The following is a 20,642-nucleotide window of genomic DNA, read 5'->3' on the forward strand; positions in this document are numbered from 1 at the left end:
AGGATATATGGAACGTACCCGGAATCTTACGGAAGGTGATCCGCTGCGGCTGATTGTTTCGTTTACAGTTCCTCTTCTTTTCGGTAATCTGTTTCAACAGATCTACAGTCTTGCGGATGCGTCGATCGTCGGCCAGACACTCGGTGATAATGCGCTGGCAGCTGTCGGCGTCTCTTCTTCGGTGCAGTTTCTGATTCTTGGTTTCTGCTTCGGAATAGCGACCGGTTTTTCGATTCCATGTGCCTCTGCCTTCGGTGGTAACCGTCTGTCCCAGATGAGGCGCTATCTTTATAACGGCAGTATTCTTACGGCGCTGTTTGCGGCGATTCTCGCCGTAGTTTCGGGGCTGCTGTGTCACGGCATTCTGATTCTTCTGCGTACGCCTGGCGAGATTTATGCGGATGCCTATGCCTATCTTCTGACGATTCTGATCGGTATTCCCTGTACACTTCTCTACAATTACATATCTTCGATTCTTCGCGCCGTCGGTGACAGCCGTACGCCGTTTCTGTTTCTGGCCCTTTCTTCGGGTCTGAATATCGGTCTTGATTTCTTCTGCATTCTGGTGCTGCATATGGGTGTCTTCGGCGCTGCACTGGCGACGGTTGTGTCGCAGGGGATCAGCGGCCTTCTCTGTCTCTTTGTTATTCTTCGCAAATATGATGTGCTGCACTTTCGCAAGGAAGACAGGGTCATCGATGCGGCCATGATGCGTACTCTTTTGAACATGGGTGTTCCGATGGGACTTCAGTTTTCGATCACTGCGATCGGATCCATGGTCATGCAGAGTGCAAATAACAGCCTCGGTACCGTGTATGTGGCAGGTTACGCCGCCGGCCATAAGATCAATACACTGATGATGTGTCCGTTTGATGCGCTGTCGGCAGCGCTCTGTACCTTTCTTTCCCAGAATTACGGTGGACGTAAGGAGCAGCGGCTTTCTGAAGGAATGAAGGCCGGCGTGAAGCTTGCCGTCGGCTGGGGCATCGTCGGCGGTCTCATCATGATTGTGTTTGGATCCGCGTTGTCGGGTCTTTTGGCAAATGAGGGGAATGTGATTGCGGCATCTGCGCAGTATCTTCGTACCGATGGTTCGTTCTACATTATTCTTGGTTTTGTCTATATCTTCCGTATGGCAACCCAGGGTCTTGGCTGGAGTAATCGAGCGGTGTTTTCTGGCGTGTTTGAGATGGGTGCGCGTACGGTCGTCGCCTTATTCCTGGTGCCCAGGATCGGCTATACCGGCATCTGCTTTGCGGATGCGGCCGCATGGGCTGCGGCGGACTGCTATATAATTCCTACGTGTCTGGCGGCGATCCGTCATGCGAAGCGCGAAATTCAAAGTCAGGCGGGGGATGGGAAATGAACAGAACGAATGCGAAAAATCTGACGGAAGGGGATCCGGTGCGGCTGATTCTGAATTTTACGTTTCCGCTATTGCTGGGGAATCTGTTTCAGCAGACCTACAATATCGTTGATTCGGCCATTGTCGGGCAGACGCTCGGTGCCAATGCGCTGGGGTCGGTCGGTGTCTCTTCTTCGGTTCAGTTTCTGGTTCTTGGCTTTGTGCAGGGATCCATGGCTGGTTTTGCGATTCCGGCTGCCGCCTCGTTCGGGGCCCGCAGGGAAAGCGAGATGCGCAGGTATGTGTTCAACGGGGCCGTATGGGCGGCGATCATTGCGGTGGTTCTTACGGCAGCTACGGCGCTGCTTACGCCGGAGATTCTACATCTGCTTCAGACGCCGGCGGAGCTGTACAGCGATGCCTATGCCTATCTTGTGACGATCTTTCTGGGGCTTCCGGCGACAATTCTCTATAACTACATGGCTTCTATTCTCAGAGCAGTGGGAGACAGTCGTACGCCGTTTCTGTTTCTGGCTCTTTCGGCAGTCCTGAATATTGGCCTGGATCTCTTCTGCATCGTGAATCTTGGCATGGGAGTGTTCGGCGCGGCGTTTGCGACGGTGATTTCGCAGGCGTTGAGCGGCATTCTGTGTGTGATCCTGGTGATCCGGAGATTTCCGGTTTTGCACATTGGGAAGGAAGAGCGGATTTACAGTGGCCGGATGTGCCGGCGGCTGCTGAACAACGGTCTTACGATGGGTCTGCAGTTTTCGATTACAGCCATCGGATCCATGGTGATGCAGACGGCGAACAATACGCTTGGAACCGTGCATGTGACGGGCTTTGCGGCAGGCCTGAAGATCAAGCAGTTTACGATGTGTCCCTTTGATGCTCTGGGCGCGGCGATGTCGACGTACATTTCGCAGAACTTCGGTGCGGGGAAGCTGGATCGGATCAAAAAGGGCATTCATATCGGCGAGAAGATTGCAGTCGTCTATGGCATTGCCATCGGTGTGGTGCTGATCTTCTTCGGTCGGCCGCTGTCGAAGATTTTCCTGAGCGGGGATGCGGGCGATGTGCTGGATGCTTCGGCACAGTATCTGCGTGCGCTCGGCTTCTTCTATTGGGTGCTGGGTATCCTCATTGTGACACGCAGCTCGGTGCAGGGCATCGGCTGGAGTCAGAAGGCTGTGCTTGCCGGTGTCATTGAGATGGCGGCGCGTACGGCGGTGAGCAGTCTTCTGGTTGGAAAGCTAGGCTATGGGGCCATCTGTATGGCGGATCAGACGGCCTGGATTTCGGCATCGATCTATCTGATGTTTACGGTGTCGGCCGCCTTGAAGTGGGCGGAAATCGAAATCCGTCATTCAGCCAACAGTTGAAAATATTTTCAGAAAATAATTCTTTTCATTTCTGTAAAGCTGTGATATAAAACACGCATGACAACGATGACTTTCGTACATCAGCACCATTCGCATTCGGCGATGATCCATCATCATCACCATTTTTCGCTGTATGAAGATGTGCGGAAGGAGACGCATGAGGCTTAGGCGTTTCTAAATCACAGGATTTTGCTGGTAAGCGCATCTTCAGAGGAAACTCAGAGGATGCGCTTTTTCGTTGAAAGGGAGAAGAAATATGAAAAAGGCAATGGCTACGGTTTTGGCGGCAGTGACATTGATGGGATGCGGTTCGGCTTCAGCTTCGGCTACGGCTTCTTCGACATCCTCGATTCCGGCGGATGCGGGTTCGGGTATTGCGGATACAGCAACCGGACGTCTGGCAGAGATCAAGGAGCGCGGCGTACTGACGGTTGCGACGGAACCGTACTGGGTACCGTGCGAATTCATCGATCCGTCGAAGAGCGGCGATGATCAGTATGTTGGTGCGGACATTGAGCTGGCAAAATATATCGCCAATAAGATGAACGTTGCGCTTGAGATTGTGCCGCTGGAGTTCTCGGCCGTTCTCAGTTCCGTTCCGGAAGGAAAGTATGATCTGGCGATTTCGGCGCTTGCCTATACACCGGAACGCGCGGAGGCAATGGAACTTTCGAAGGGCTATTACTTTACGGAGGATGATGCGGGCTACGGCATTCTGACGACAGAGGAGCTGGCGTCCAAAATTACGTCGGCGGAAGATCTTGCGGACTATACGATTGTGACGCAGTCGGGTTCTCTGCAGGAGCTGCTGGTGAATCAGGATGTGCCGACCTACAAGGAATTCAAGCGGGTCAGCTCGATGACGGACGCATACCTTGCGGTTCAGGAAGGCAAGGCGGATGCGGCAATCGTTGCCCGCAGCAGTGCGCAGCTCTACATTGATAACAATCCTGGCTGCGGTCTGGTTGTGCAGGACTACAAGTTCGAGCTTGGCGAAGAATACGATGGTATGCGTGTCGGCGCAATGAAGGGTGAAACGGATCTGATCAACTTTGTCAACGACTGCATCGATGAGCTGCTGGAGAGCGGACAGTATTCAAAATGGTATGACGAATATACCGAGTATGCGAAGAATCTCGGTATCAGTGAGAACTGATTGAATTCATAGAATCGGGAAGTGGAGCTGACATATGCTGGAACAGATTTCACGCATTTGGTCCCGTTATTCGGGCGTATATCTGGATGGACTTCTGGGGACTTTATGGCTGTCGCTGGTTACGGCAGTGTTTGCGGTACTGATCGGAATTGCCGTTTCGATGCTCAAGAGGTCGAAGATCAGGATTGTTAAGGTTATTGTTGATTTCTACATTGAGATTCTGCGTGGTACGCCGATTCTTCTGCAGCTGTATTTCTTCTGGCTGTTACTGCCGAAGATTGTTCCGTTCGAGATGTCGGATACGGCCTGCATCGTGAGTGCTCTTGTCGTCAATTCGAGTGCCTATGTGGCGGAAGATATCCGTTCCGGAATCCAGGCGGTCGATGATGGGCAGCGGGAAGCGGGAGTGAGTCTTGGCATGTCGATGCGTCACGTGATGCAGAAGATCATTCTTCCGCAGGCGATCCGCAACATCATGCCGGCACTTGGCAATGAGTTCATTTCGATCGTCAAGGCAACGTCACTGGCAAGTGTCTTCTTTGTGTCGGAGCTGACGACAGCCTACCGTACGGTGCAGTCGGCGACGTTCCTGGCGATTCCTTCACTGCTGATATCAGGTTTGATCTACCTGGTTCTGACGTTTTCAATGTCCCGCGTTGTCGGTGTCGTTGAGAAGCGGATGAAAGCCTATGATCGATGAAAAGATGCTGCGGTCGATATTGGCCGCAGCGTTTTAAAAATGATTCGGGAAATCCCGGATCTTTCGTCTCATAAAAAGTGCAGGGGAATCACTCTGCTTCGGTCACTATACGGTGGCGGCTGTCCTTCCGGTGCGAAGTATAAGGCATCAGGGAGGAGAGAACATTGTACCGGGCCTCCCTTATTGAATTTCCGGTAAGGAGGTGTCCCATGACAATTGAAGGAATGACTCTGATTGTTTCATTGATTGGACTTGTTCTCTCCGCGTTCAGCCTTGGTTACAAGGTCGGACGTGGTTCAAAAAAATGACCGCCTAGCTCTCAAACGTTAGCGGTCATTTCGTCTAACCGGAAAGGGCAGCCGTCACTGGTGACCCTTTTTCCACTTTCAGTATAAAGGAAACAGAAACAAATTCAATCAGTCAAACATATAAACCTGTGTAGATTCGAGTTCATTGATCTTGAAAGTTACAGTATATTCCGCTGCCTGGTGGTCGGCGCCAGAGTAATCTGTGTTGAATTCGCCGTTTTGGTAGGACTCATCGCTGTATGTCAGTGTCTTTACATTTTCTGTTTCTACATGGAGCAGGTAGTAGGCGGAGCCGTGGATCAGGATTGTTCCGCGATCCCCTGTGTTGATCAGGTTGGAAATCGTGCGGCCATCGGTCATAACGACTGTGATTTTGTCACCATCCACTTTCCATGCATGAATCGTAGACATGGAAGGGTAACCGTCTGAGCTGACGCTGATAACCTGGGCTATCGTCGTAGATTCTGGAGCAGTGTAGCCTTCAGCGGAAGACTCTGCCTTCGTAGCAAGGTCATTTGAAAGGGATTCAAGTTCTGTGATAGCAGTCGTGTAATCGCTGCCGGTCAATGTGGTGCGGGTGAGCGAGGCGGAAGATACTGTATCGGCTGAAACTGTCGAACCGGCGGTCTGCGCAGAGGCAGATGCCGCAGACGCTTTTGAGGAAGATCCGCAGCCGGCAAGGGTAATCAACGCGAGCAGTGTAAGCAATGTCTTTTTCATATGGGTTCATCTCCTTTGCTAGACAGGTTGCCAATTGATAATAGTACAAATGTACTAATTGTCAATTTCGTGAAAAATTCTGCGGTGCTATCATGTTGGTATGTCTAACAGGCGCGAGGAAATATTGAATACAGCTCAGGATCTGTTTAACAAATATGGGTATGAAAAGGTAACGATGCGTGAGATCGCGGAGGCATTGGCAATCAGCCCCGGTAATCTGACGTATTACTTTCCAAAAAAGATCGATATTCTTACAGCATTATTAAGAGAAAATTGGACGACGCCACAGGAAGAAAAGGCAGAGTCGCTGGATGATCTTCGGCGATACATTCGCCGGATGGCAGAAGGCGTGCGGCAGGAGCGGTTTTTCTTTTCTGTATCGGATCTGCAGCGGCTGGAACCGGCATTCTTTGAAGACAATCGAGAGGCAGTGAACCATTTTAAAGATGTATTGTTCCATATGCTGGGAAGCCTTCAGCGGTGTGGTGTCCTTTCAGAGAAAATGAGTGATCAATGGAAGAAGGATTACATTGAAGTCATCATGCTCAGTCATATCTCCTGGGCAAGAGAAGCAGGAAAGGAAAGTACCTATACTGCTCTTTCGCTGGATGATTTCGTTGACAGCCAGATGCGGCTTCTGGAGCCCTTTGTGATAAATGAAAGGATGACCAAGAAAAATGTTTGAACGGATGCAGTTAGCAGTGTTTGATATGGATGGTCTTACGCTCGATACGGAGCGAGTCTATTATCAGGCACAGATCGATGCCTGTGTTGCTCATCATTTTCAATTCAATAAGAACAAATTGATTGAAGCAATTGGATCACGAACGTTTGACCTGTCTGGTTTTTATTTCGGCAATATTCCGGAACATGGAGAAGAAGTTCTGGATGATGCTTATGAAGCGTGTGTTCAAGGTCTTATTCACAATGGCGTAAAGACAAAAGAAGGAATTCTGGAGACATTTTCATTTCTTCAGAAAAAGAAGATTCCCATCTGCATTGCTACTTCAAATTATCGGGATATGGCAGAGCAACTTCTGCATTCGGCAGGAGTAGATTCCTATGTCTCTGATGTTGTTACATATAATGACGTGAAGCATTCCAAACCGGAGCCAGATATATTTCTCGAAGCGCTACGCAGATTTGCTGTCCTTCCGGATCGGGCAGTTGTTTTTGAAGACTCTGAGAACGGAGCTATTGCGGCAAACAGAGCTAAAATACCGTATGTGATTGTTCCTGATTTGAAGACACCAGACGAAGAATGCATAAAAAAAGCACTGCTTGAAGTGCCATCGATGAAGATCGTTCTTGAGAAGATGAAAGAGGATCTTAGCGAGGACTAAAGCAGCACTGAATAGTGCATAGCGTTATCTGTTTTCTGTCTTGTCTTCCGCAAACTTTTCTTTATCGTATTTTGATTTGTCGTCCTTGGAATATGGAGCATATTTTTTGCCCCAGACCAACAACTGTTCCAAAATTGGGATCAATTCGTTTCCCGCGTCTGTTAAAGAATAGCTGACACGGTTGATATTGCCATCTTCAAATACTTTCCGGGCAATCACGCCCTTTGATTCAAGCTTATGAAGGTTCGTTGAAAGGACTTTTTTACTGAGGCCCTGATGATAGCTGAGTATTTCACCAAAACACTTGGGACTGCTGGATAAGCAAACGATGATTGAGAGCTGCCATTTCCTGGCAAAAATAGCTGTGCATGCAAAGAACAAATCATCAAAGTTATCTTTGCTTAATGTCGTCGCTTTTTCTTCCATTCTTACATCCTCCAGATCCTGATTGACAGCAATTACACAATTGGTAACTTCCAAGAAACCGGTTACATGAAAGTGCCTAATTGAACATTAAAACGTCAAAACTAAAATAATCGTATAGAAACAAAAGCTCTTGGTTCTACAGTATCGATGAATCACCCGGTTTCCTAATCAATAGAATAGCATATAGCTATTTTAATGCGGCCTTTTCAAAATGATGAAAGCATGTTTTATTATCATATTATGTTCATTGTCTTGCAAAACCGGAATTCATAACGATGGAGGTATTCATGAGAAATATAGTCTTAGCACGCATTGATGAACGTCTTATTCATGGTCAGATCGCAACTTCCTGGCTCAAAATCAAGTCGAATCCGAATTACATTCTGATTGTCGATAACAAGCTTGTAAACGATGCTATGCAGAAACGTCTGCTGAACATTGTGGCTGGGCAGCTTGGCGTTACTGTTGACATTAAGAATGAAGAGGATGCTTCGAAATGGCTTCTTGAAGATAGTGAGCCCGATCAGAACATCATTGTCATGACTAAGGTTCCTGGTCCGATGCTTGCAATGATCCGCAACGGCGTTAAATTCAACGAGATCATTTTAGGAAATATGGGAATGGCAGCCGGAAGAAAACGGTTCAATAGAAATATTTCCGCAAGCGATGAGGAGGTTCAGCAGTTCAGGGACATCATTGCGTCTGGGACCGAAATCTATTATCAAATGGTACCGACTGATTCGAAAAAGAGTATAGATAGCCTTCTTTAAGGTTAAAAAAGGGGATAAAAGAAAATGACAGTATTACAAGCAGTACTGGTTGCCCTGTACTACGTCCTCGCCGAGAGCCCTTGGCCTTTCGGCAGTATGGGCACTTGGGCGACAATCGATCGTCCACTGGTTTCAGGCTTGTTCGTTGGTATTATCATGGGCGACCCTGTAAAGGGCTGCATCATTGGCGCAACGATAAACATTATGTATCTCGGCGTCATTTCCGCTGGAGGTACACTGCCAGAAGATTCTTCGATGGCTGGCATCATGGGTACGGCATTCGCTTTGGCTGGCGGCCTTGATACAAACGCTGCATTGGCTCTGGCGGTACCGCTGGGCGTCATTGGTTCCGTTGTCTGGATTCTGACGATGACTGCACAGTGCTTCGTAGTACAGCTTGCTCAGAAGTGGATCAATGAAGGTAAGTCCAAGCGAATGATGTTTGCCAACGTATGGCTGCCTCAGGGTGTGAAGGCAATCATTCGTTTCATTCTTGCCTTTGTCATTGTTTACTTTGGATCCAAGGGCGTCGTTGCGGCGGCAGATGCGATGAATGGCAGTGCGGTTCTGCAGGCTCTGAGTGTTATGGGCGGAGTGCTTCCTGCTGTAGGTATTGGCGTAATGCTGACAACGATCTTCAAGGGGAAGGCAAAGATCTTCCTGTTCCTTGGCTTCTTCGCAGCAAGCTTCCTCGGCCTGAATACGATTGCAATTGCACTGATCTTTGCTTGCGTTGCTATTCTGGTTGTTGGCTTTGATAAAGAAGATTTCGCAGCGTTCTCAAATACCAAGGATGCGCAGGAGACTTCCTACAAGCTGATTGATAAGAAGATGCTTCGTAAGATGTGGCTGCGCTGGGAGATGTATTGCGAATCCTGCTACAACTACGAAATTATGCAGGGCTTAGGCTTCTGCAACGCTATGGTTCCAGTTCTTGAAAGATTGTATGGCGATGATAAAGAAGAACTGACTAAGGCTATGCAGAGACAGTCCGTGTTCTTCAATACCGATCATAACTTTGGCGGCATGATTATGGGTGTCTGCGCATCGATGGAAGAGCAGAGAAAGCTTGGTAAAGAGATTGATGACGACGCATTTACTTCTCTGAAGTCCGGTCTGATGGGACCGTGTGCAGGTATTGGTGATACGCTTTCACAGGTCGTTTTGATTCCGGTCCTTGCAGTTATCTTCATTAACCTCGCTCAGCAGGGACAGGTCTGGGCTCCTATTGCTTACACAGTAATCTTTATGGTCATTTGGTGGGGTGCAGGCTGGTGGATGTGCCGTACCGGCTATGAACAGGGTGGCGAAGCTGTTCTGCGTCTGATGGAATCTGGTCTGTTCAAGAAGGCAATTGAAGTTGCGAACATTCTTGGCTGCGCAGTATCCGGTGCTCTAATCGTTAATTATGTAACGCTGAACTGGACGGTTTCAGTTGTTCAGGAAGGTGTAACAATCTTTGATCTGCAAACTGGGGTGTTTGATGCTATCTGCCCGAACATTATGCCGCTGGTAGCAACGATGCTGATCTATAAAGCAATCAAAGATGGCAAGAAGATGGGGTGGGTGATGCTTGTGACGATGGGCATCAGCTTCCTGCTTGCATTGTTAGGTCTGATCGGCTGATTTTACTAGATAGAAAGGATGATTGATGCAGAGTCCGCCTAGGATTCTGCATCAATACTTAGTAGGGAAAATGATTGGAATTTTGCTCGCAAGCCATGGCAGATTTGCAGAAGGAATGCTTGATTCAAGCCATCTGTTTTTTGGAGAGGACATTCCTGCACTAGAGGCACTGTGCCTGATGCCTGAAGATTCTCCGGATGAATATGCAGAAAAACTGGAGAAAAAGGTTCTGAAATTAAATGATGGAGATGGTGTCATCGTTCTGTGTGATTTGCTTTTTGGAACACCATGCAACATGTGCGCTTCACTGATGAGCGACGATGTAAAGGTGCTTTGTGGGGCAAATATGTCATTGCTACTGGAACTTTTGGGAAAGAGAAACGCCCAGGCAGAAGATGGGGAATACCCGTCAGTCAAAGAGATCGACATCAAGGAACTTGTAAAGACGGGTTCCGATGGTGTGTGTGACCTTGAAGAAAAAATAGGAGAATAGATATGAGGATCAGTAATGTAGGCATGTTTGTGAAGGACCTTGAAGGCTGCAAGAAATTTTTCGAAGATTATTTTGGTGCTGAAACAGTAACGGAGTATCACGAAGACAACGGCTTCAAAGAATATATTCTCAAAGTCGGAGAGGGACCAAAGCTTGAGATCATGACAAAGCCGGAGATCGTTGATACGCCGAAAGATCCTAACAGAACCGGATTTGCCCATATTTGCATCAAGCTTGACAGCAAGGAGGCTCTGGATGTAGTAATCGATAAGATTCATGCTGCAGGATATAAAGTTTTCTATGAACCTGCCACTAATGGCGGTAAGGAAATTCGCGCTGTAACATTTGAAGACAACGTTCTCGAAGTCTGCTACTGAAAATGACACTGTTCAAAAAAGTATTTGGAGATACCAAGCCGGTCATCGGCATGGTTCATTTGAAGCCGCTACCTGGCGCACCAGGTTATGGTGGCAATCTTGAGGATGTTTACCAGGTTGCCCTGAAAGACCTGAAGGCTCTTGAAGCTGGCGGAGCAAACGCATTCATCGTCGAAAACTTTGGGGATATTCCCTACGACAGTGCCAATGAACTGATCTCAGTGACTTCCTTTACGGAAATTGCAACGCGTTTGCGCCAGGAAACATCTTTGCCGATGGGAATCAATGTTCAGTTCAATGACGTCGATTCAGAATGGGCTGTTGCGTATGCATGCAATGCGGATTTTATCCGTGTTGAAGTCTTTGCTGAGACGCGAGTTGGACCGAATGGAACATTTAAGGCTGCAGGACCTCATTTAATGCGCCTCAAGCAGAGGTATCCGAAAGACATTGCATTGCTGTGCGATCTGAATGTGAAGCATACATTTGCTTTGGCTGAACAACCACTGGATTTTACGATTGAATCAATCATCGAAGGCGGCGGAGATGCAGTCATCGAGACTGGTCTTGTTACGGGGAAGAGCCCGTCCATTGAAGAGGTAAAGCAGACCAAACGTATCGCAGGAGATTTCCCGGTCATCGTTGGATCGGGTGTAAAGGCAGAAACGGCCAAAGATTATTTTGATGTCTGCGATGGGGCGATTGTTGGATCGAGTTTCAAAGTTGATGGAAATGTGATGAACGGGATTGATGAAGACCGTGTAAAAAAATTTGTTGAAGCGCTGAAACGCTAAAGAATGGAGAAGAGAAATGAAGCACGAGGAATTGTTCAAGAACAAGATGATTATGGGCATGGTTCATCTGGACCCGATGCCGGGTAACCCTGCATATAAGGGAAACAATGCTGAGATTGAAGAAAAGGCACTTCGTGATGCGCATACACTGATCGATTGCGGATGCGATGCGATCATGCTTGAAAACTTCAGCGACTGGCCCCAGTACAGCACAGAGGTTCCTCTGGCTGGGTATTCGCTGCAACTGAAAATTGCAACAGAAATCCGTGAATTCTGCAAGATCCCGTTTGGTGTAAATATTGAAATGAACGCATGGAAACAGGAATGGATCATGGCCTATGCAGTAGGCGCTGATTTCATTCGTGTAGAGGCGTTTGTAGATAACCGCGCTGGTTCCTTTGGATATATCGAAGGATGCTCGACGCCGCTTGCACAGCTTCAGAAGGAATATCCTTCAAAGACCATGCTGTTTACGGATGTACATACTGCTGAGACATATGGTGTCCCTGATGTTGCAATCAATGAGCTGGCTGGAAATGCGATCGGACATGACTCTGACGCCATCATTGTGACAGAGAATGATCACTGCAAGCATGTGACGCCTGAAGATGTCAAGAGTATGCGTGAAGCTATCGGTGATTTCCCGATTATTGTTGGCAACGGTGTTCATGAGGACAATGTTCTCGACTATCTGAAATATGCAGATGGAATTATTGTCGGCCGTGGTTTTAAGAAGGATGGGAAGGTTGATCCGGAGCTTGTAAAGAGCTTTATGGGTCTCGTTCGCGGAGTATACTCAAAGTAACGCTTTATTGAATCATAGATGTGGCCGGAGTGAAAATGTTTATTTTTGCTCCGGCTGAATCTTTATGAATGACTATGAAGAATATAGAGACATGTGAGCTGTGTGGAAAAAATCTGCCGGTATATACAACAGCGGATGGAAAATATGTCTGTAAAGACTGCTTGATAAAAGCAGGCTACCTTCCAGGAAAAAACCTAAGCTATTTTCCGTTTTCAATGTTCAAGAATTCTTTCGACAGGATGGAACAGTTTTCTGAGACAGACCGTGTTGGCAATATGCTTTCGATTGACAGTGTTCATCATCTTTGGCGATGTCCAATAAATCATGACGGATGCCATGATTTCAAGGAGATTATCAGCTGGAAGATCATTGAAAATACAGATGTCCAGAAAAATGGACCGACACGCTGGATTGGTAAAATTCCGGGCATGGGCGGAGAAGTCTGTAATTCATTGCGCCTACAGATTACGTTATCTGGAAAAGAAGAGATCACGGAGTATCTGAACTTTGTTGTTGCCACAGTGAACAAGAGCAGCAGACTATATAAAGATTCGTATGATCTGATGCATCAGTGTATCGCAAAACTTGAAGGGATGAAGAAAGTCGGCTGATTCACCTAACAATTTTTAACACATACAAAAAAACACGGACCGTTTTGGCCCGCGCCTGTACAGCCGACTATTTAAGCATTTCATCCAGAATTTCGCAGGAAGCAGCACAGTAGGTTTTACATCTAGAATATAAGCCGCGTTCTTCGATCAGCTTGCTCTGCTCAGGATCGGCATTGCTTAAGCCGTCAAGCAGTCCGCGGCATGTAAGCGATCCGCAGCGATCGACAAATTTCTTTTCGAATTCATGGATCTTGTTTTTGAGAATCTGATCCTGTTCCTTAGAGTTTGGTGCACTGAATCCATATTTCAGACCAAGAAGGATAATAGCACCTGAGACGGCGCCGCATGTTTCTCCGGCGAAGCATCCGCCGCCAAGTCCGGATGCCAGTTTCATTGCTTCTTCTTTCTCGAGTCCAAATTGTTCGGAAGCATGACTTATGACAACCTGGCTGCAATGATATCCTTGCTCATCGAGCATCTTCCCTGCTAATTCTTCCGTCATTTTTTCCATCGTATTGTTCTCCCCTGCAGGCATGTTACCTGCTCCTCCAAGTTTTATTTATCATACTACAGTCGATAGATGAAGAGATGATAAACAGTAAGCAATATTAGCTGTTAAATAGATATAGGAATTTCATAAATATATAGAAAGGAATTGAATACGTATGACAAAAGTTGTGGTTGTTGGCGGTGTTGCAGGAGGCGGTTCCGCTGCGGCAAGAATCCGGCGGCTGGATGAGTCCGCTGAGATTGTGATCTATGAGCGTGGCTCCTTTGTTTCGTTCTCTAACTGCTGTCTTCCTTATTATCTAAGCCGCACGGTTGAGAACATAGATGATCTGGTAATGATGTCTGTGGATCAGTATCGGAATCAGTACAACATTAATGTTCATACAAATACGGAGGTGACATCCATTGACAGAGAGAAAAGAACCGTCACAATCCATGACCTCGTAACAAATGAGATGAGGGAAGATAACTATGACGTTCTGATTCTTTCTACTGGTGCTGCTCCGATCCTTCCGGCGAGTATAAAAGGGATTGATCGTCTGAATGTATTTACGATCAGGAATGTGGATGACATTGGACGGCTGGATCACTATGTCATGGAAACAAAGTCTCATAACATTGCGATTGTTGGTGGAGGATTCATTGGCTGCGAAGTGGCTGAAAATCTGAAGAAAGGTGATCGCTGTGTTTCAATCATCGAGGCACAGAATCAGATCATGTCGAATTTCGATTTTGACATGGTTCAGATCCTTCACAAGGAGATGCTGGACAATGGTGTACGTCTTGTACTGGGAGATGGGCTCAAGGAAATCACGGACGGGTATTGCGTAACTCAAAGTGGCAAACAAGTTCCTGCAGATGTTGTTGTCATGGCAATCGGTGTACGTCCTGAAACGACGCTGGCAAAGAATGCTGGTCTTGAAATTGGCGAGACGGGCGGTATTAAGGTGAATCACAATTTCCAGACCAGTGATCCTTCCATCTATGCTGTTGGTGATGCGATTGAAGAATTTAATGAATTAACAGGAAAGCCGGGAAGAATCGCACTTGCTTGGCCGGCACAGATGGAAGCTCGTAAGGCTGCCGATGCAATTTATGGTAAGCCGGATCATCGCACTGGCTTTATTGGATCTTCGGTAGTGCGTATCTTTACGAAGTATGCGGCAAGCACGGGATTGAATGAAACCAACGCGAAAAAGGCAGGCATTTCCTATGACTTTGTTTATGTGATTCCGCAGGACAAGGTCGGAATTATGCCTGATAGTGAGCCGATTCATCTGAAGCTTCTGTTCGAGGTTCCTACGGGCAGAATCCTTGGGGCGCAAGCAATTGGTGATCATGACGCAGATCGTAGAATTGATGTCATTGCAACGCTGATTCATATGGGCGGTACGCTTGAAGATCTGCGTGATGTAGAGCTTTGCTATGCACCGGTTGTTTCAACAGCTAAGGATGCGGTTCATATGGCAGCGCTGGTTGGATTGAATGTGCTGAACGGGGTGTTCCGTCAGGTGAAGGTTTCGGATGTCCGTGGCCTAGTTGAAAACAATGCGTACATTATCGATGTACGCGAGAAGGGTGAATATGCAAGGGGGCACATCATTGGAAGTCATAATATTCCGCTCAGTGAACTTCGGAGTCGAGTCAATGAAATTCCGAAGGAACGGCCGGTGTATCTCCATTGCCGCTCGAGCCAAAGAAGTTACAACGCTCTGATGGCTTTGCAGAATCTTGGATTTGATAATGTATACAACATTTCGGGTTCGTTCCTTGGACTCTCGCTGTATGAGTATGGCCAGACTGAGATCTATGGAAAAGAGCCGATTCTGACGGAGTATAACTTCAACTGATATTACGGCAAGCGTAAGTTTTTACAAAGGTTTTACTACTTTGTGAAAGTTCTAACTAGACGTATAAATAATCTTGTGATAATTTTAATAAAATGGAAAGAGGGATAATAATATGCAGGATAATTCTAAAGATCAGAAGGTAACACTGACACGGAAAATTACGCTTGCAGGAATGATCGCAATGGGTGTTGGATCAACGGTTGGCTCAGGCATTTTTACTTCCGTTGGAGAGGTCGCTGGTGCTGCTGGAACTGCTGTCCTTGCCGTGCTTTCGTTCTTGATCGGTGGCTTGCTGATGATTCCGCAAAATCTGCTGTATACGGAATTGTCAACTGCCTATCCAGAAGATGGAGGCATGGTTGTCTTCTTCCGGGAAGCTGGATGGAAGTTCTGGAGCTTCTTCTATTCGTGGTCATGCTTCTTCTCTTCAGATCCGATTGGTGAAGCGATCATGGCTCTTTCAATCGGCGGATACCTTGCCTATTTCACGCATTGGCCGGATTTGGTAGTGAAGCTGATTGCAGTCGGCCTGATTATTTTCTTTGGATGGATACATATCACGCGTGCAAAAACGGGTGAGAAAATCATTAACGTATTAACGGCGGTCAAGATCATTCCATTCTTCATCCTGATTGTCATTGGTCTGCTGTTTGTGCATGGCTCCAGCGTTGGAGGGGCTGATGCCGCGACACAGAGCGGAGGTATTATTGCTCTGCTTGCAGGCATCTCAGCAACAACATGGTCGTATGATGGCATGTACGCTTCATCTGTCATTGGAGGTGAAATTGAAAATCCGGAAAAGAATCTTCCAAAGGCATTGATCAGCACGGTGATTATTTGCACGTTGCTTTATACAGGTCTAACGCTGGTCGCTGTTCGGCTGGTTGATATTCCGACGCTTGCAGCATCGGATGCGCCGATCGCTGAAGCATTTTCCAAAATTCCGGGGATTGGCTCTTCTGCAGCAAACCTTGCGGCAATTCTGGCAATTCTTGTCGTTACTGGATCGCTCTGCGGCCTTCTGATGTGGCAGCCGCGAATCACCTATAAAGCTGCTTCGGAAGGCTACTGGTGGAGAAGCTGGGGAAAGGTTCATCCTGTTTACAATACGCCGTATGTTGCTATGCTGTGGGAAATCGGCGTTGCATGTGTACTCGTCTTCTTCTCTTCCATTAATGATCTTCTTGGATATTTCACTCTGATTTCTTTGTTCCGCAATGCACTAGGTTTCTTGACCTGGTTCCGTATCCGCAAGAATAAAGACTATCATCCGACCTACCGGATGCCTTGCGGTCCTCTGATGTGTATTCTTGCAGTTGTTCCGTCTGTGATTCTTATGGTTTCGACGTTTGTATGGGCTCCGCGTGCAGGCATCATTGCTTCGATCATTGCCCTGGCAACAGCATTACCTGCTTACATGTATTTCAAGAAAGCCAATGCAGACATTATCGCTGAAAAGGCAAAAGAGAGAGGTGAATAATAATGTCTTTTAAAGATGAAGTTGTCATTGTGACTGGAAGTGGCATCAATCCTAAGGCGTTTGAAAAGTTCCACAAGATCGGCATGGGTGCCGTCATTGCGAACATGTTTTATCAGGAAGGCGCAAAAGTTGCGATCCTAGATATTAACGAAGAGTTCGGCAATGAGACCTTAAGGCACTTTGGCATGGATCCGCAACGGATACTGGTTCACAAGTGCAACGTTGCTGATGAGGATGATGTAAAGGCTTCTGTACAGGCGGTTCTGGATCGCTGGGGAACGGTTGATCATCTTGTGAATACTGCTGGATGGGGCGGACCTCAAAAACGTACAGAGGACTATACGACGGAAGCGTTCAAGCGTGTTTACGATATCAATGCCCTTGGAACCTATATGATGATGGAACATGTTCTGCCAGTGATGCAGAAAAACAAGAAGGGATCAATCGTAAATTTTGGCTCAGTGTCGGGAATGTTCGGATATTCGCTGGAGATTGGCTATGGTTCTTCTAAGTGGGCAATTATTGGTATGTCGAAGAACGCAGCTGTAGAAAATGGAAAGAACGGTGTGCGTGTCAATTCCATCTCTCCAGGCTGGGTAGATACGCCGATGTTTGCTTCGATTCTCAATGGATATAAGGAGGACGGAATTGGCCACGATGGCTGGGACAATGTTACGGTCGGGCCGATGGGAAGAATTGCGGAGCCGGAAGAAATTGGTAATGTCGTTCTGTTCCTGTGCAGTGACAAGGCTTCCTATATCAATGGTGCAAATATTCTAGTTGATGGTGGAATGACGGCAGGGAACTGAAGAAATTATTAAATTGGAAACATAGCGGATGTCAAAGGTAAGATAGACCTCTTGATATCTGCTTTCTTTTTGTCTGTGCTTATCTTTACAAGCGTGATGATAATAAGCCAAAATAGGAAATAACAAACATTACATTTCATGAGGAAAAATCATGAAATGACTAGTAAGCTTTATAATTTTCAGTGTTCTGTTTTTTAGGCGACTGTGGATAAAACCAACTGCCTTTTTGAACCTGAAACAATAGTTGTTTCGTTTTCATTTTTCACATATATGCATACACAAAATAGGCGGTTCATGCTACAGGTATTAATCTTTCGGCAATATTATTTTGGTATTGGGGGATAACAAAGTATGGAAAGGGTTATGGATCATCATACCTGGCTGCACAAGCTGCTGACATATGGCGTCGGCATTGTGCTGGTTTGTGTATGCTTTGCGGTTTCTGCAATGTCGAAAGAAGTAAATCCGGCGATTGGGACTCTCATCGTCATTTTTCTTCTGTATTATGCTCTGCTGTCGAGACGCATTCTTGAGACGCTGATCTTTGGAGCGTTCATGGGTCTTGCACTGATCTATGGCAAGGGCGGTTTCTCTGGCTTTGTGGATGGACTTGTGGAACGTACCTATTCCAACATGGAGCTTGATGACTTCGTTTGGATGATCGTGAACTGCGACCTCCTGAATGTGTTTGTCCGCCTGCTTGGAAGAGCCGGATCTACGGCCTCCTTCTCAAAAATCGTCCAGAAACACGCGAAGACCGGAAAATCGCTGAACTTTTGGACGTGGCTAATGCAGTTTCCGCTGTTCTTCGATGACTATATGCATATTACAGTAAATGGCGGCATCATGACACCGATCTACGATGAAAAGAAAGTGCCTCGGGAAGACTGTGCCTTCATTATTCAGACGCTTGGCGAGCCGATCCGTGTCTTATTTCCGATCAGTTCTTGGACCGCATTCATGGCAGGCATTTTCGTAGTCGATGGCTTTGCTTCGACATATGCAGAAGGGTTCCGCGCATTTCTAAAAACAATTCCATTCAGTTTTTATGCATGGGTGGCAATGATTGGCTCTTTGCTGTTTGCTTTAGGAAAGCTGCCGCGCTTCCGCGGAATGAAGACGCCGCATCCAGAATTATATAAACCGCTGGATGAGATCGAAAATGATACGGAGACGGAACGATCTGGGCGCCGGGGAAATCTGTTCGACTTTTTCATGCCTATCCTGGTAATGATTCTTCTTTCGTATTTCTTTGACTGGGATCTGGTACCTGCGATGCTGGTGGTGACGCCGTTGACATTTGTCTATTATCTGCTGCGTGGGATCATCGACACAGATGATGTGGAAGAATGTCTGATTGAAGGCTGTAAGGAATTTACGTACCTGAATCTTCTGATCCTCTTCAGTTATGTCCTTGGTGACTGCATCTCTGCAATCGGTTATACGGATTATCTCGTTGGCCTGGCTCAGCAGTTTGCGGATCCGCGTCTTCTGCCGCTGGCATTATTTGTAATCTTCAGCTGCTCTGAGGCCGCAATGTCATTGAACTGGAACCTGTTGCTGATCGCATTTCCAGTGATTCTTCCGATGGCTATTCAGATCGGGGCAAATCCGTACCTTTGCGCGGCGGCAATGATATCTGCCGGAGCATTTGGAAATAACTTCTGCTATATCTGTGACTTTTCAACTTTGACGGCATCGGTGACCGGACTTCCAACAGCCTACCATGCAAGCAACTGTGTTCCTTATTCACTGATGTTTGGGGCAGTGACTGCTGTGCTGTATCTTGTGGCTGGTTTTATTTTCTAAGGAGGGAGATATGCTTACACTGAGAAAATTCATCTATGACTTTTGCAAGGACAATGCGCCGGAGGCAAATTGTGACCCCGGTACGATTGTTCATTTTGTGACCCAGGACTGCTTCGGGGGACAGATTAAAACGGAAGCGGACCACGAAGAAAACATCGACTTTACCCACACTAATCCAGCAACGGGACCGCTGTATGTCAACGGTGCCGAACCGGGCGATGTACTGGCTGTTGATATTCTAGATATTCAGACCGCTAGTCACGGTGTGATCGCAACGATTGAAGGGTTTGGGGCGCTTTGGAAGACATGTGAACTGCGCACGAAGATTGTTCAGGTCAGGGATGGTGTCGTTTATTTCAACGACGTCACGTGGCCGGCGGATCCGATGATCGGCGTCATTGGTACGGCACCGGCCAAAGATCCTGTACCTTCCGGCTACAGCTTCTGCTGCGGGGGAAATATGGACAGCCGGAAGATCCGCAAGGGAGCGACTGTTTATTTCCCGGTACAGGTGGAAGGTGCTCTGCTGGCAATGGGCGATGTACATGCAAGTATGGGCGATGGCGAAGTGTGTGAGACAGGCATCGAGATCGCGGCAGACATTGTTGTACGTGTGCGGCTGATCAAGCAGTTTCATTTGAACTGGCCTGTGACGGAGACGGCGGACGCATGGTATGTCAATACAAACGGCCGTACCTGTGATACGGCCATTCAGCGGGGCTATGAGGAACTGCAGCGGCTGGTGATGAACGCCTATGGCTGGGATGCGACGGATACGACAATGTATATCAGTGTGCAGGGAATCCTCGAAGCCAATCAGGCCGTTCTCGACCAAAATGAAACCGACGAAGAAGGAGATACCTTCCGCGTCGGTGTACCGAAACTTGCAGGCAAGCCGCGTCTGATTCCCTGATCAGGCCTTGATGGCGATGGTTTCTACTTCAGCCAGCGCGCCTTTGGGCAGCTGTTTGACAGCGACGCAGGAGCGGGCAGGCTTCGATGTAAAGAAATCGGCGTAGACTTCATTGAACCTGGTAAAATCATTCATATCCGCAAGGAAGCAGGTTGTCTTGACAACATCGTCAACGGAATAACCTGCTTCTTTCAGTACGGCGTCGATATTGCGCATGATCTGGGAAGCCTGTTCTTCGATGGTGGATCCGGCCATGGCGTTGGTGGCGGGATCAACGGGAATCATGCCGGAGATGTAGAGAATATTTCCGGCCTGAACTGCCTGGGAATAGGGGCCGATGGCTGCCGGTGCCTTGTCTGTATATATCTTGTTATTCATGAAATTGTCTTCCTTTCATTTAACTTGTACAGAATAA

Annotated in this window: 22 protein-coding genes; 18 read left to right on the forward strand and 4 right to left on the reverse strand. The window is 47.3% G+C overall.

What is annotated here, in order from left to right; translation table 11 throughout:
• The first annotated feature begins 7 nt into the window (after positions 1–7).
• The 4 genes from C1714_RS03980 to C1714_RS03995 all read left to right on the forward strand — a co-directional run bounded on the left by C1714_RS03980 (position 8) and on the right by C1714_RS03995 (position 4,583).
• A complete protein-coding gene (locus C1714_RS03980) occupies positions 8–1,366 on the forward strand; it encodes an MATE family efflux transporter (RefSeq protein WP_102341978.1) in 1,359 nt (452 codons plus the stop codon).
• Positions 1,363–2,727: an MATE family efflux transporter gene (locus tag C1714_RS03985; RefSeq protein ID WP_102341979.1), complete on the forward strand. Its 1,365-nt coding sequence runs from the start codon at positions 1,363–1,365 to the stop codon at positions 2,725–2,727. Before C1714_RS03980 ends, C1714_RS03985 begins: the two co-directional genes overlap by 4 nt.
• 256 nt (positions 2,728–2,983) lie before the next feature.
• Positions 2,984–3,883, forward strand: a complete 900-nt coding sequence (locus C1714_RS03990) for an ABC transporter substrate-binding protein (RefSeq protein ID WP_102341980.1) — start codon at positions 2,984–2,986, stop codon at positions 3,881–3,883.
• Positions 3,884–3,917: 34 nt separating this feature from the next.
• Complete coding sequence (locus C1714_RS03995) at positions 3,918–4,583, forward strand: amino acid ABC transporter permease (RefSeq protein WP_102341981.1); 666 nt, start codon at positions 3,918–3,920, stop codon at positions 4,581–4,583.
• A gap of 416 nt (positions 4,584–4,999) precedes the next feature.
• Here the strand turns inward: C1714_RS03995 and C1714_RS04000 are convergent, their stop codons facing one another.
• Complete coding sequence (locus C1714_RS04000; protein WP_102341982.1) at positions 5,000–5,611, reverse strand: hypothetical protein; 612 nt, start codon at positions 5,609–5,611, stop codon at positions 5,000–5,002.
• A gap of 100 nt (positions 5,612–5,711) precedes the next feature.
• Here C1714_RS04000 and C1714_RS04005 point away from each other — a divergent pair, with 100 nt between their 5' ends.
• Positions 5,712–6,296, forward strand: coding sequence for a TetR/AcrR family transcriptional regulator (locus C1714_RS04005; RefSeq protein ID WP_102341983.1), 585 nt, complete (start codon positions 5,712–5,714; stop codon positions 6,294–6,296).
• Complete coding sequence (locus tag C1714_RS04010) at positions 6,289–6,954, forward strand: HAD family hydrolase (RefSeq protein ID WP_102341984.1); 666 nt, start codon at positions 6,289–6,291, stop codon at positions 6,952–6,954. Before C1714_RS04005 ends, C1714_RS04010 begins: the two co-directional genes overlap by 8 nt.
• Before the next feature lie 24 nt (positions 6,955–6,978).
• On the opposite strand, the gene C1714_RS04015 is transcribed toward C1714_RS04010, so the two are convergent.
• Positions 6,979–7,380, reverse strand: a complete 402-nt coding sequence (locus C1714_RS04015) for a winged helix-turn-helix transcriptional regulator (RefSeq protein WP_102341985.1) — start codon at positions 7,378–7,380, stop codon at positions 6,979–6,981.
• 287 nt (positions 7,381–7,667) lie between these two features.
• Here C1714_RS04015 and C1714_RS04020 point away from each other — a divergent pair, with 287 nt between their 5' ends.
• The 7 genes from C1714_RS04020 to C1714_RS04050 all read left to right on the forward strand — a co-directional run bounded on the left by C1714_RS04020 (position 7,668) and on the right by C1714_RS04050 (position 12,856).
• Positions 7,668–8,150, forward strand: coding sequence for a PTS sugar transporter subunit IIB (locus C1714_RS04020; RefSeq protein ID WP_102341986.1), 483 nt, complete (start codon positions 7,668–7,670; stop codon positions 8,148–8,150).
• Between the two features lie 24 nt (positions 8,151–8,174).
• Positions 8,175–9,776 (forward strand): PTS system mannose/fructose/sorbose family transporter subunit IID, encoded by a 1,602-nt coding sequence (locus tag C1714_RS04025; protein ID WP_102341987.1) that lies wholly within the window; start codon positions 8,175–8,177, stop codon positions 9,774–9,776.
• A gap of 70 nt (positions 9,777–9,846) precedes the next feature.
• Entirely contained in the window at positions 9,847–10,269 is a 423-nt protein-coding gene (locus C1714_RS04030) for a PTS sugar transporter subunit IIA (protein ID WP_167849917.1), read from the forward strand.
• 2 nt (positions 10,270–10,271) lie between these two features.
• Entirely contained in the window at positions 10,272–10,646 is a 375-nt protein-coding gene (locus tag C1714_RS04035; protein WP_102341989.1) for a VOC family protein, read from the forward strand.
• 2 nt (positions 10,647–10,648) lie between these two features.
• On the forward strand, positions 10,649–11,440 hold the full coding sequence (locus C1714_RS04040; protein WP_102341990.1) for a BtpA/SgcQ family protein: 792 nt from the start codon (positions 10,649–10,651) through the stop codon (positions 11,438–11,440).
• A gap of 16 nt (positions 11,441–11,456) precedes the next feature.
• Positions 11,457–12,245 (forward strand): BtpA/SgcQ family protein, encoded by a 789-nt coding sequence (locus tag C1714_RS04045; RefSeq protein ID WP_102341991.1) that lies wholly within the window; start codon positions 11,457–11,459, stop codon positions 12,243–12,245.
• Positions 12,246–12,484: 239 nt separating this feature from the next.
• Positions 12,485–12,856, forward strand: a complete 372-nt coding sequence (locus C1714_RS04050) for a hypothetical protein (protein WP_245305035.1) — start codon at positions 12,485–12,487, stop codon at positions 12,854–12,856.
• Between the two features lie 67 nt (positions 12,857–12,923).
• Here the strand turns inward: C1714_RS04050 and C1714_RS04055 are convergent, their stop codons facing one another.
• Entirely contained in the window at positions 12,924–13,367 is a 444-nt protein-coding gene (locus C1714_RS04055) for a C-GCAxxG-C-C family protein (RefSeq protein WP_167849920.1), read from the reverse strand.
• 154 nt (positions 13,368–13,521) lie between these two features.
• Between C1714_RS04055 and C1714_RS04060 the strand changes: the two genes are divergently transcribed.
• The 5 genes from C1714_RS04060 (at position 13,522) to C1714_RS04080 (ending at position 20,227) form a co-directional block, all read left to right on the forward strand.
• Positions 13,522–15,216, forward strand: a complete 1,695-nt coding sequence (locus C1714_RS04060; RefSeq protein ID WP_102341994.1) for an FAD-dependent oxidoreductase — start codon at positions 13,522–13,524, stop codon at positions 15,214–15,216.
• A 112-nt stretch (positions 15,217–15,328) separates the two neighbouring features.
• Positions 15,329–16,696 (forward strand): amino acid permease, encoded by a 1,368-nt coding sequence (locus C1714_RS04065; RefSeq protein WP_102341995.1) that lies wholly within the window; start codon positions 15,329–15,331, stop codon positions 16,694–16,696.
• A gap of 2 nt (positions 16,697–16,698) precedes the next feature.
• On the forward strand, positions 16,699–17,505 hold the full coding sequence (locus C1714_RS04070; RefSeq protein ID WP_102341996.1) for an SDR family NAD(P)-dependent oxidoreductase: 807 nt from the start codon (positions 16,699–16,701) through the stop codon (positions 17,503–17,505).
• Positions 17,506–17,856: 351 nt separating this feature from the next.
• Positions 17,857–19,314, forward strand: coding sequence for a Na+/H+ antiporter NhaC family protein (locus tag C1714_RS04075; RefSeq protein WP_102341997.1), 1,458 nt, complete (start codon positions 17,857–17,859; stop codon positions 19,312–19,314).
• A gap of 10 nt (positions 19,315–19,324) precedes the next feature.
• Positions 19,325–20,227 carry an acetamidase/formamidase family protein gene (locus C1714_RS04080; RefSeq protein WP_102341998.1) on the forward strand — a complete coding sequence of 301 codons (903 nt, stop codon included), beginning with the start codon at positions 19,325–19,327 and terminating at the stop codon, positions 20,225–20,227.
• Here the strand turns inward: C1714_RS04080 and C1714_RS04085 are convergent, their stop codons facing one another.
• Entirely contained in the window at positions 20,228–20,605 is a 378-nt protein-coding gene (locus tag C1714_RS04085) for a RidA family protein (RefSeq protein WP_102341999.1), read from the reverse strand.
• Between the last annotated feature and the right edge of the window lie 37 nt (positions 20,606–20,642).

Origin of the sequence: Galactobacillus timonensis (assembly GCF_900240265.1) — a bacterium.
Classification (GTDB): domain Bacteria; phylum Bacillota_I; class Bacilli_A; order Erysipelotrichales; family Erysipelotrichaceae; genus Bulleidia; species Bulleidia timonensis.

What these genes read in the sequence shown, in the direction of transcription:
- C1714_RS04070 (WP_102341996.1), top strand. Translation starts at nt 16,699, where the DNA reads ATGTCTTTTAAAGATGAAGTTGTCATTGTGACTGGAAGTGGCATCAAT.
- C1714_RS04040 (WP_102341990.1), top strand. Translation starts at nt 10,649, where the DNA reads ATGACACTGTTCAAAAAAGTATTTGGAGATACCAAGCCGGTCATCGGC.
- C1714_RS04035 (WP_102341989.1), top strand. Translation starts at nt 10,272, where the DNA reads ATGAGGATCAGTAATGTAGGCATGTTTGTGAAGGACCTTGAAGGCTGC.
- C1714_RS04060 (WP_102341994.1), top strand. Translation starts at nt 13,522, where the DNA reads ATGACAAAAGTTGTGGTTGTTGGCGGTGTTGCAGGAGGCGGTTCCGCT.
- C1714_RS04075 (WP_102341997.1), top strand. Translation starts at nt 17,857, where the DNA reads ATGGAAAGGGTTATGGATCATCATACCTGGCTGCACAAGCTGCTGACA.
- C1714_RS04010 (WP_102341984.1), top strand. Translation starts at nt 6,289, where the DNA reads ATGTTTGAACGGATGCAGTTAGCAGTGTTTGATATGGATGGTCTTACG.
- C1714_RS04045 (WP_102341991.1), top strand. Translation starts at nt 11,457, where the DNA reads ATGAAGCACGAGGAATTGTTCAAGAACAAGATGATTATGGGCATGGTT.
- C1714_RS04065 (WP_102341995.1), top strand. Translation starts at nt 15,329, where the DNA reads ATGCAGGATAATTCTAAAGATCAGAAGGTAACACTGACACGGAAAATT.
- C1714_RS04015 (WP_102341985.1), bottom strand. Translation starts at nt 7,380, where the DNA reads ATGGAAGAAAAAGCGACGACATTAAGCAAAGATAACTTTGATGATTTG.
- C1714_RS03995 (WP_102341981.1), top strand. Translation starts at nt 3,918, where the DNA reads ATGCTGGAACAGATTTCACGCATTTGGTCCCGTTATTCGGGCGTATAT.
- C1714_RS04055 (WP_167849920.1), bottom strand. Translation starts at nt 13,367, where the DNA reads ATGGAAAAAATGACGGAAGAATTAGCAGGGAAGATGCTCGATGAGCAA.
- C1714_RS04005 (WP_102341983.1), top strand. Translation starts at nt 5,712, where the DNA reads ATGTCTAACAGGCGCGAGGAAATATTGAATACAGCTCAGGATCTGTTT.
- C1714_RS04020 (WP_102341986.1), top strand. Translation starts at nt 7,668, where the DNA reads ATGAGAAATATAGTCTTAGCACGCATTGATGAACGTCTTATTCATGGT.
- C1714_RS04080 (WP_102341998.1), top strand. Translation starts at nt 19,325, where the DNA reads ATGCTTACACTGAGAAAATTCATCTATGACTTTTGCAAGGACAATGCG.
- C1714_RS03990 (WP_102341980.1), top strand. Translation starts at nt 2,984, where the DNA reads ATGAAAAAGGCAATGGCTACGGTTTTGGCGGCAGTGACATTGATGGGA.
- C1714_RS04085 (WP_102341999.1), bottom strand. Translation starts at nt 20,605, where the DNA reads ATGAATAACAAGATATATACAGACAAGGCACCGGCAGCCATCGGCCCC.
- C1714_RS04050 (WP_245305035.1), top strand. Translation starts at nt 12,485, where the DNA reads ATGGAACAGTTTTCTGAGACAGACCGTGTTGGCAATATGCTTTCGATT.
- C1714_RS04025 (WP_102341987.1), top strand. Translation starts at nt 8,175, where the DNA reads ATGACAGTATTACAAGCAGTACTGGTTGCCCTGTACTACGTCCTCGCC.
- C1714_RS03980 (WP_102341978.1), top strand. Translation starts at nt 8, where the DNA reads ATGGAACGTACCCGGAATCTTACGGAAGGTGATCCGCTGCGGCTGATT.
- C1714_RS04030 (WP_167849917.1), top strand. Translation starts at nt 9,847, where the DNA reads ATGATTGGAATTTTGCTCGCAAGCCATGGCAGATTTGCAGAAGGAATG.
- C1714_RS03985 (WP_102341979.1), top strand. Translation starts at nt 1,363, where the DNA reads ATGAACAGAACGAATGCGAAAAATCTGACGGAAGGGGATCCGGTGCGG.
- C1714_RS04000 (WP_102341982.1), bottom strand. Translation starts at nt 5,611, where the DNA reads ATGAAAAAGACATTGCTTACACTGCTCGCGTTGATTACCCTTGCCGGC.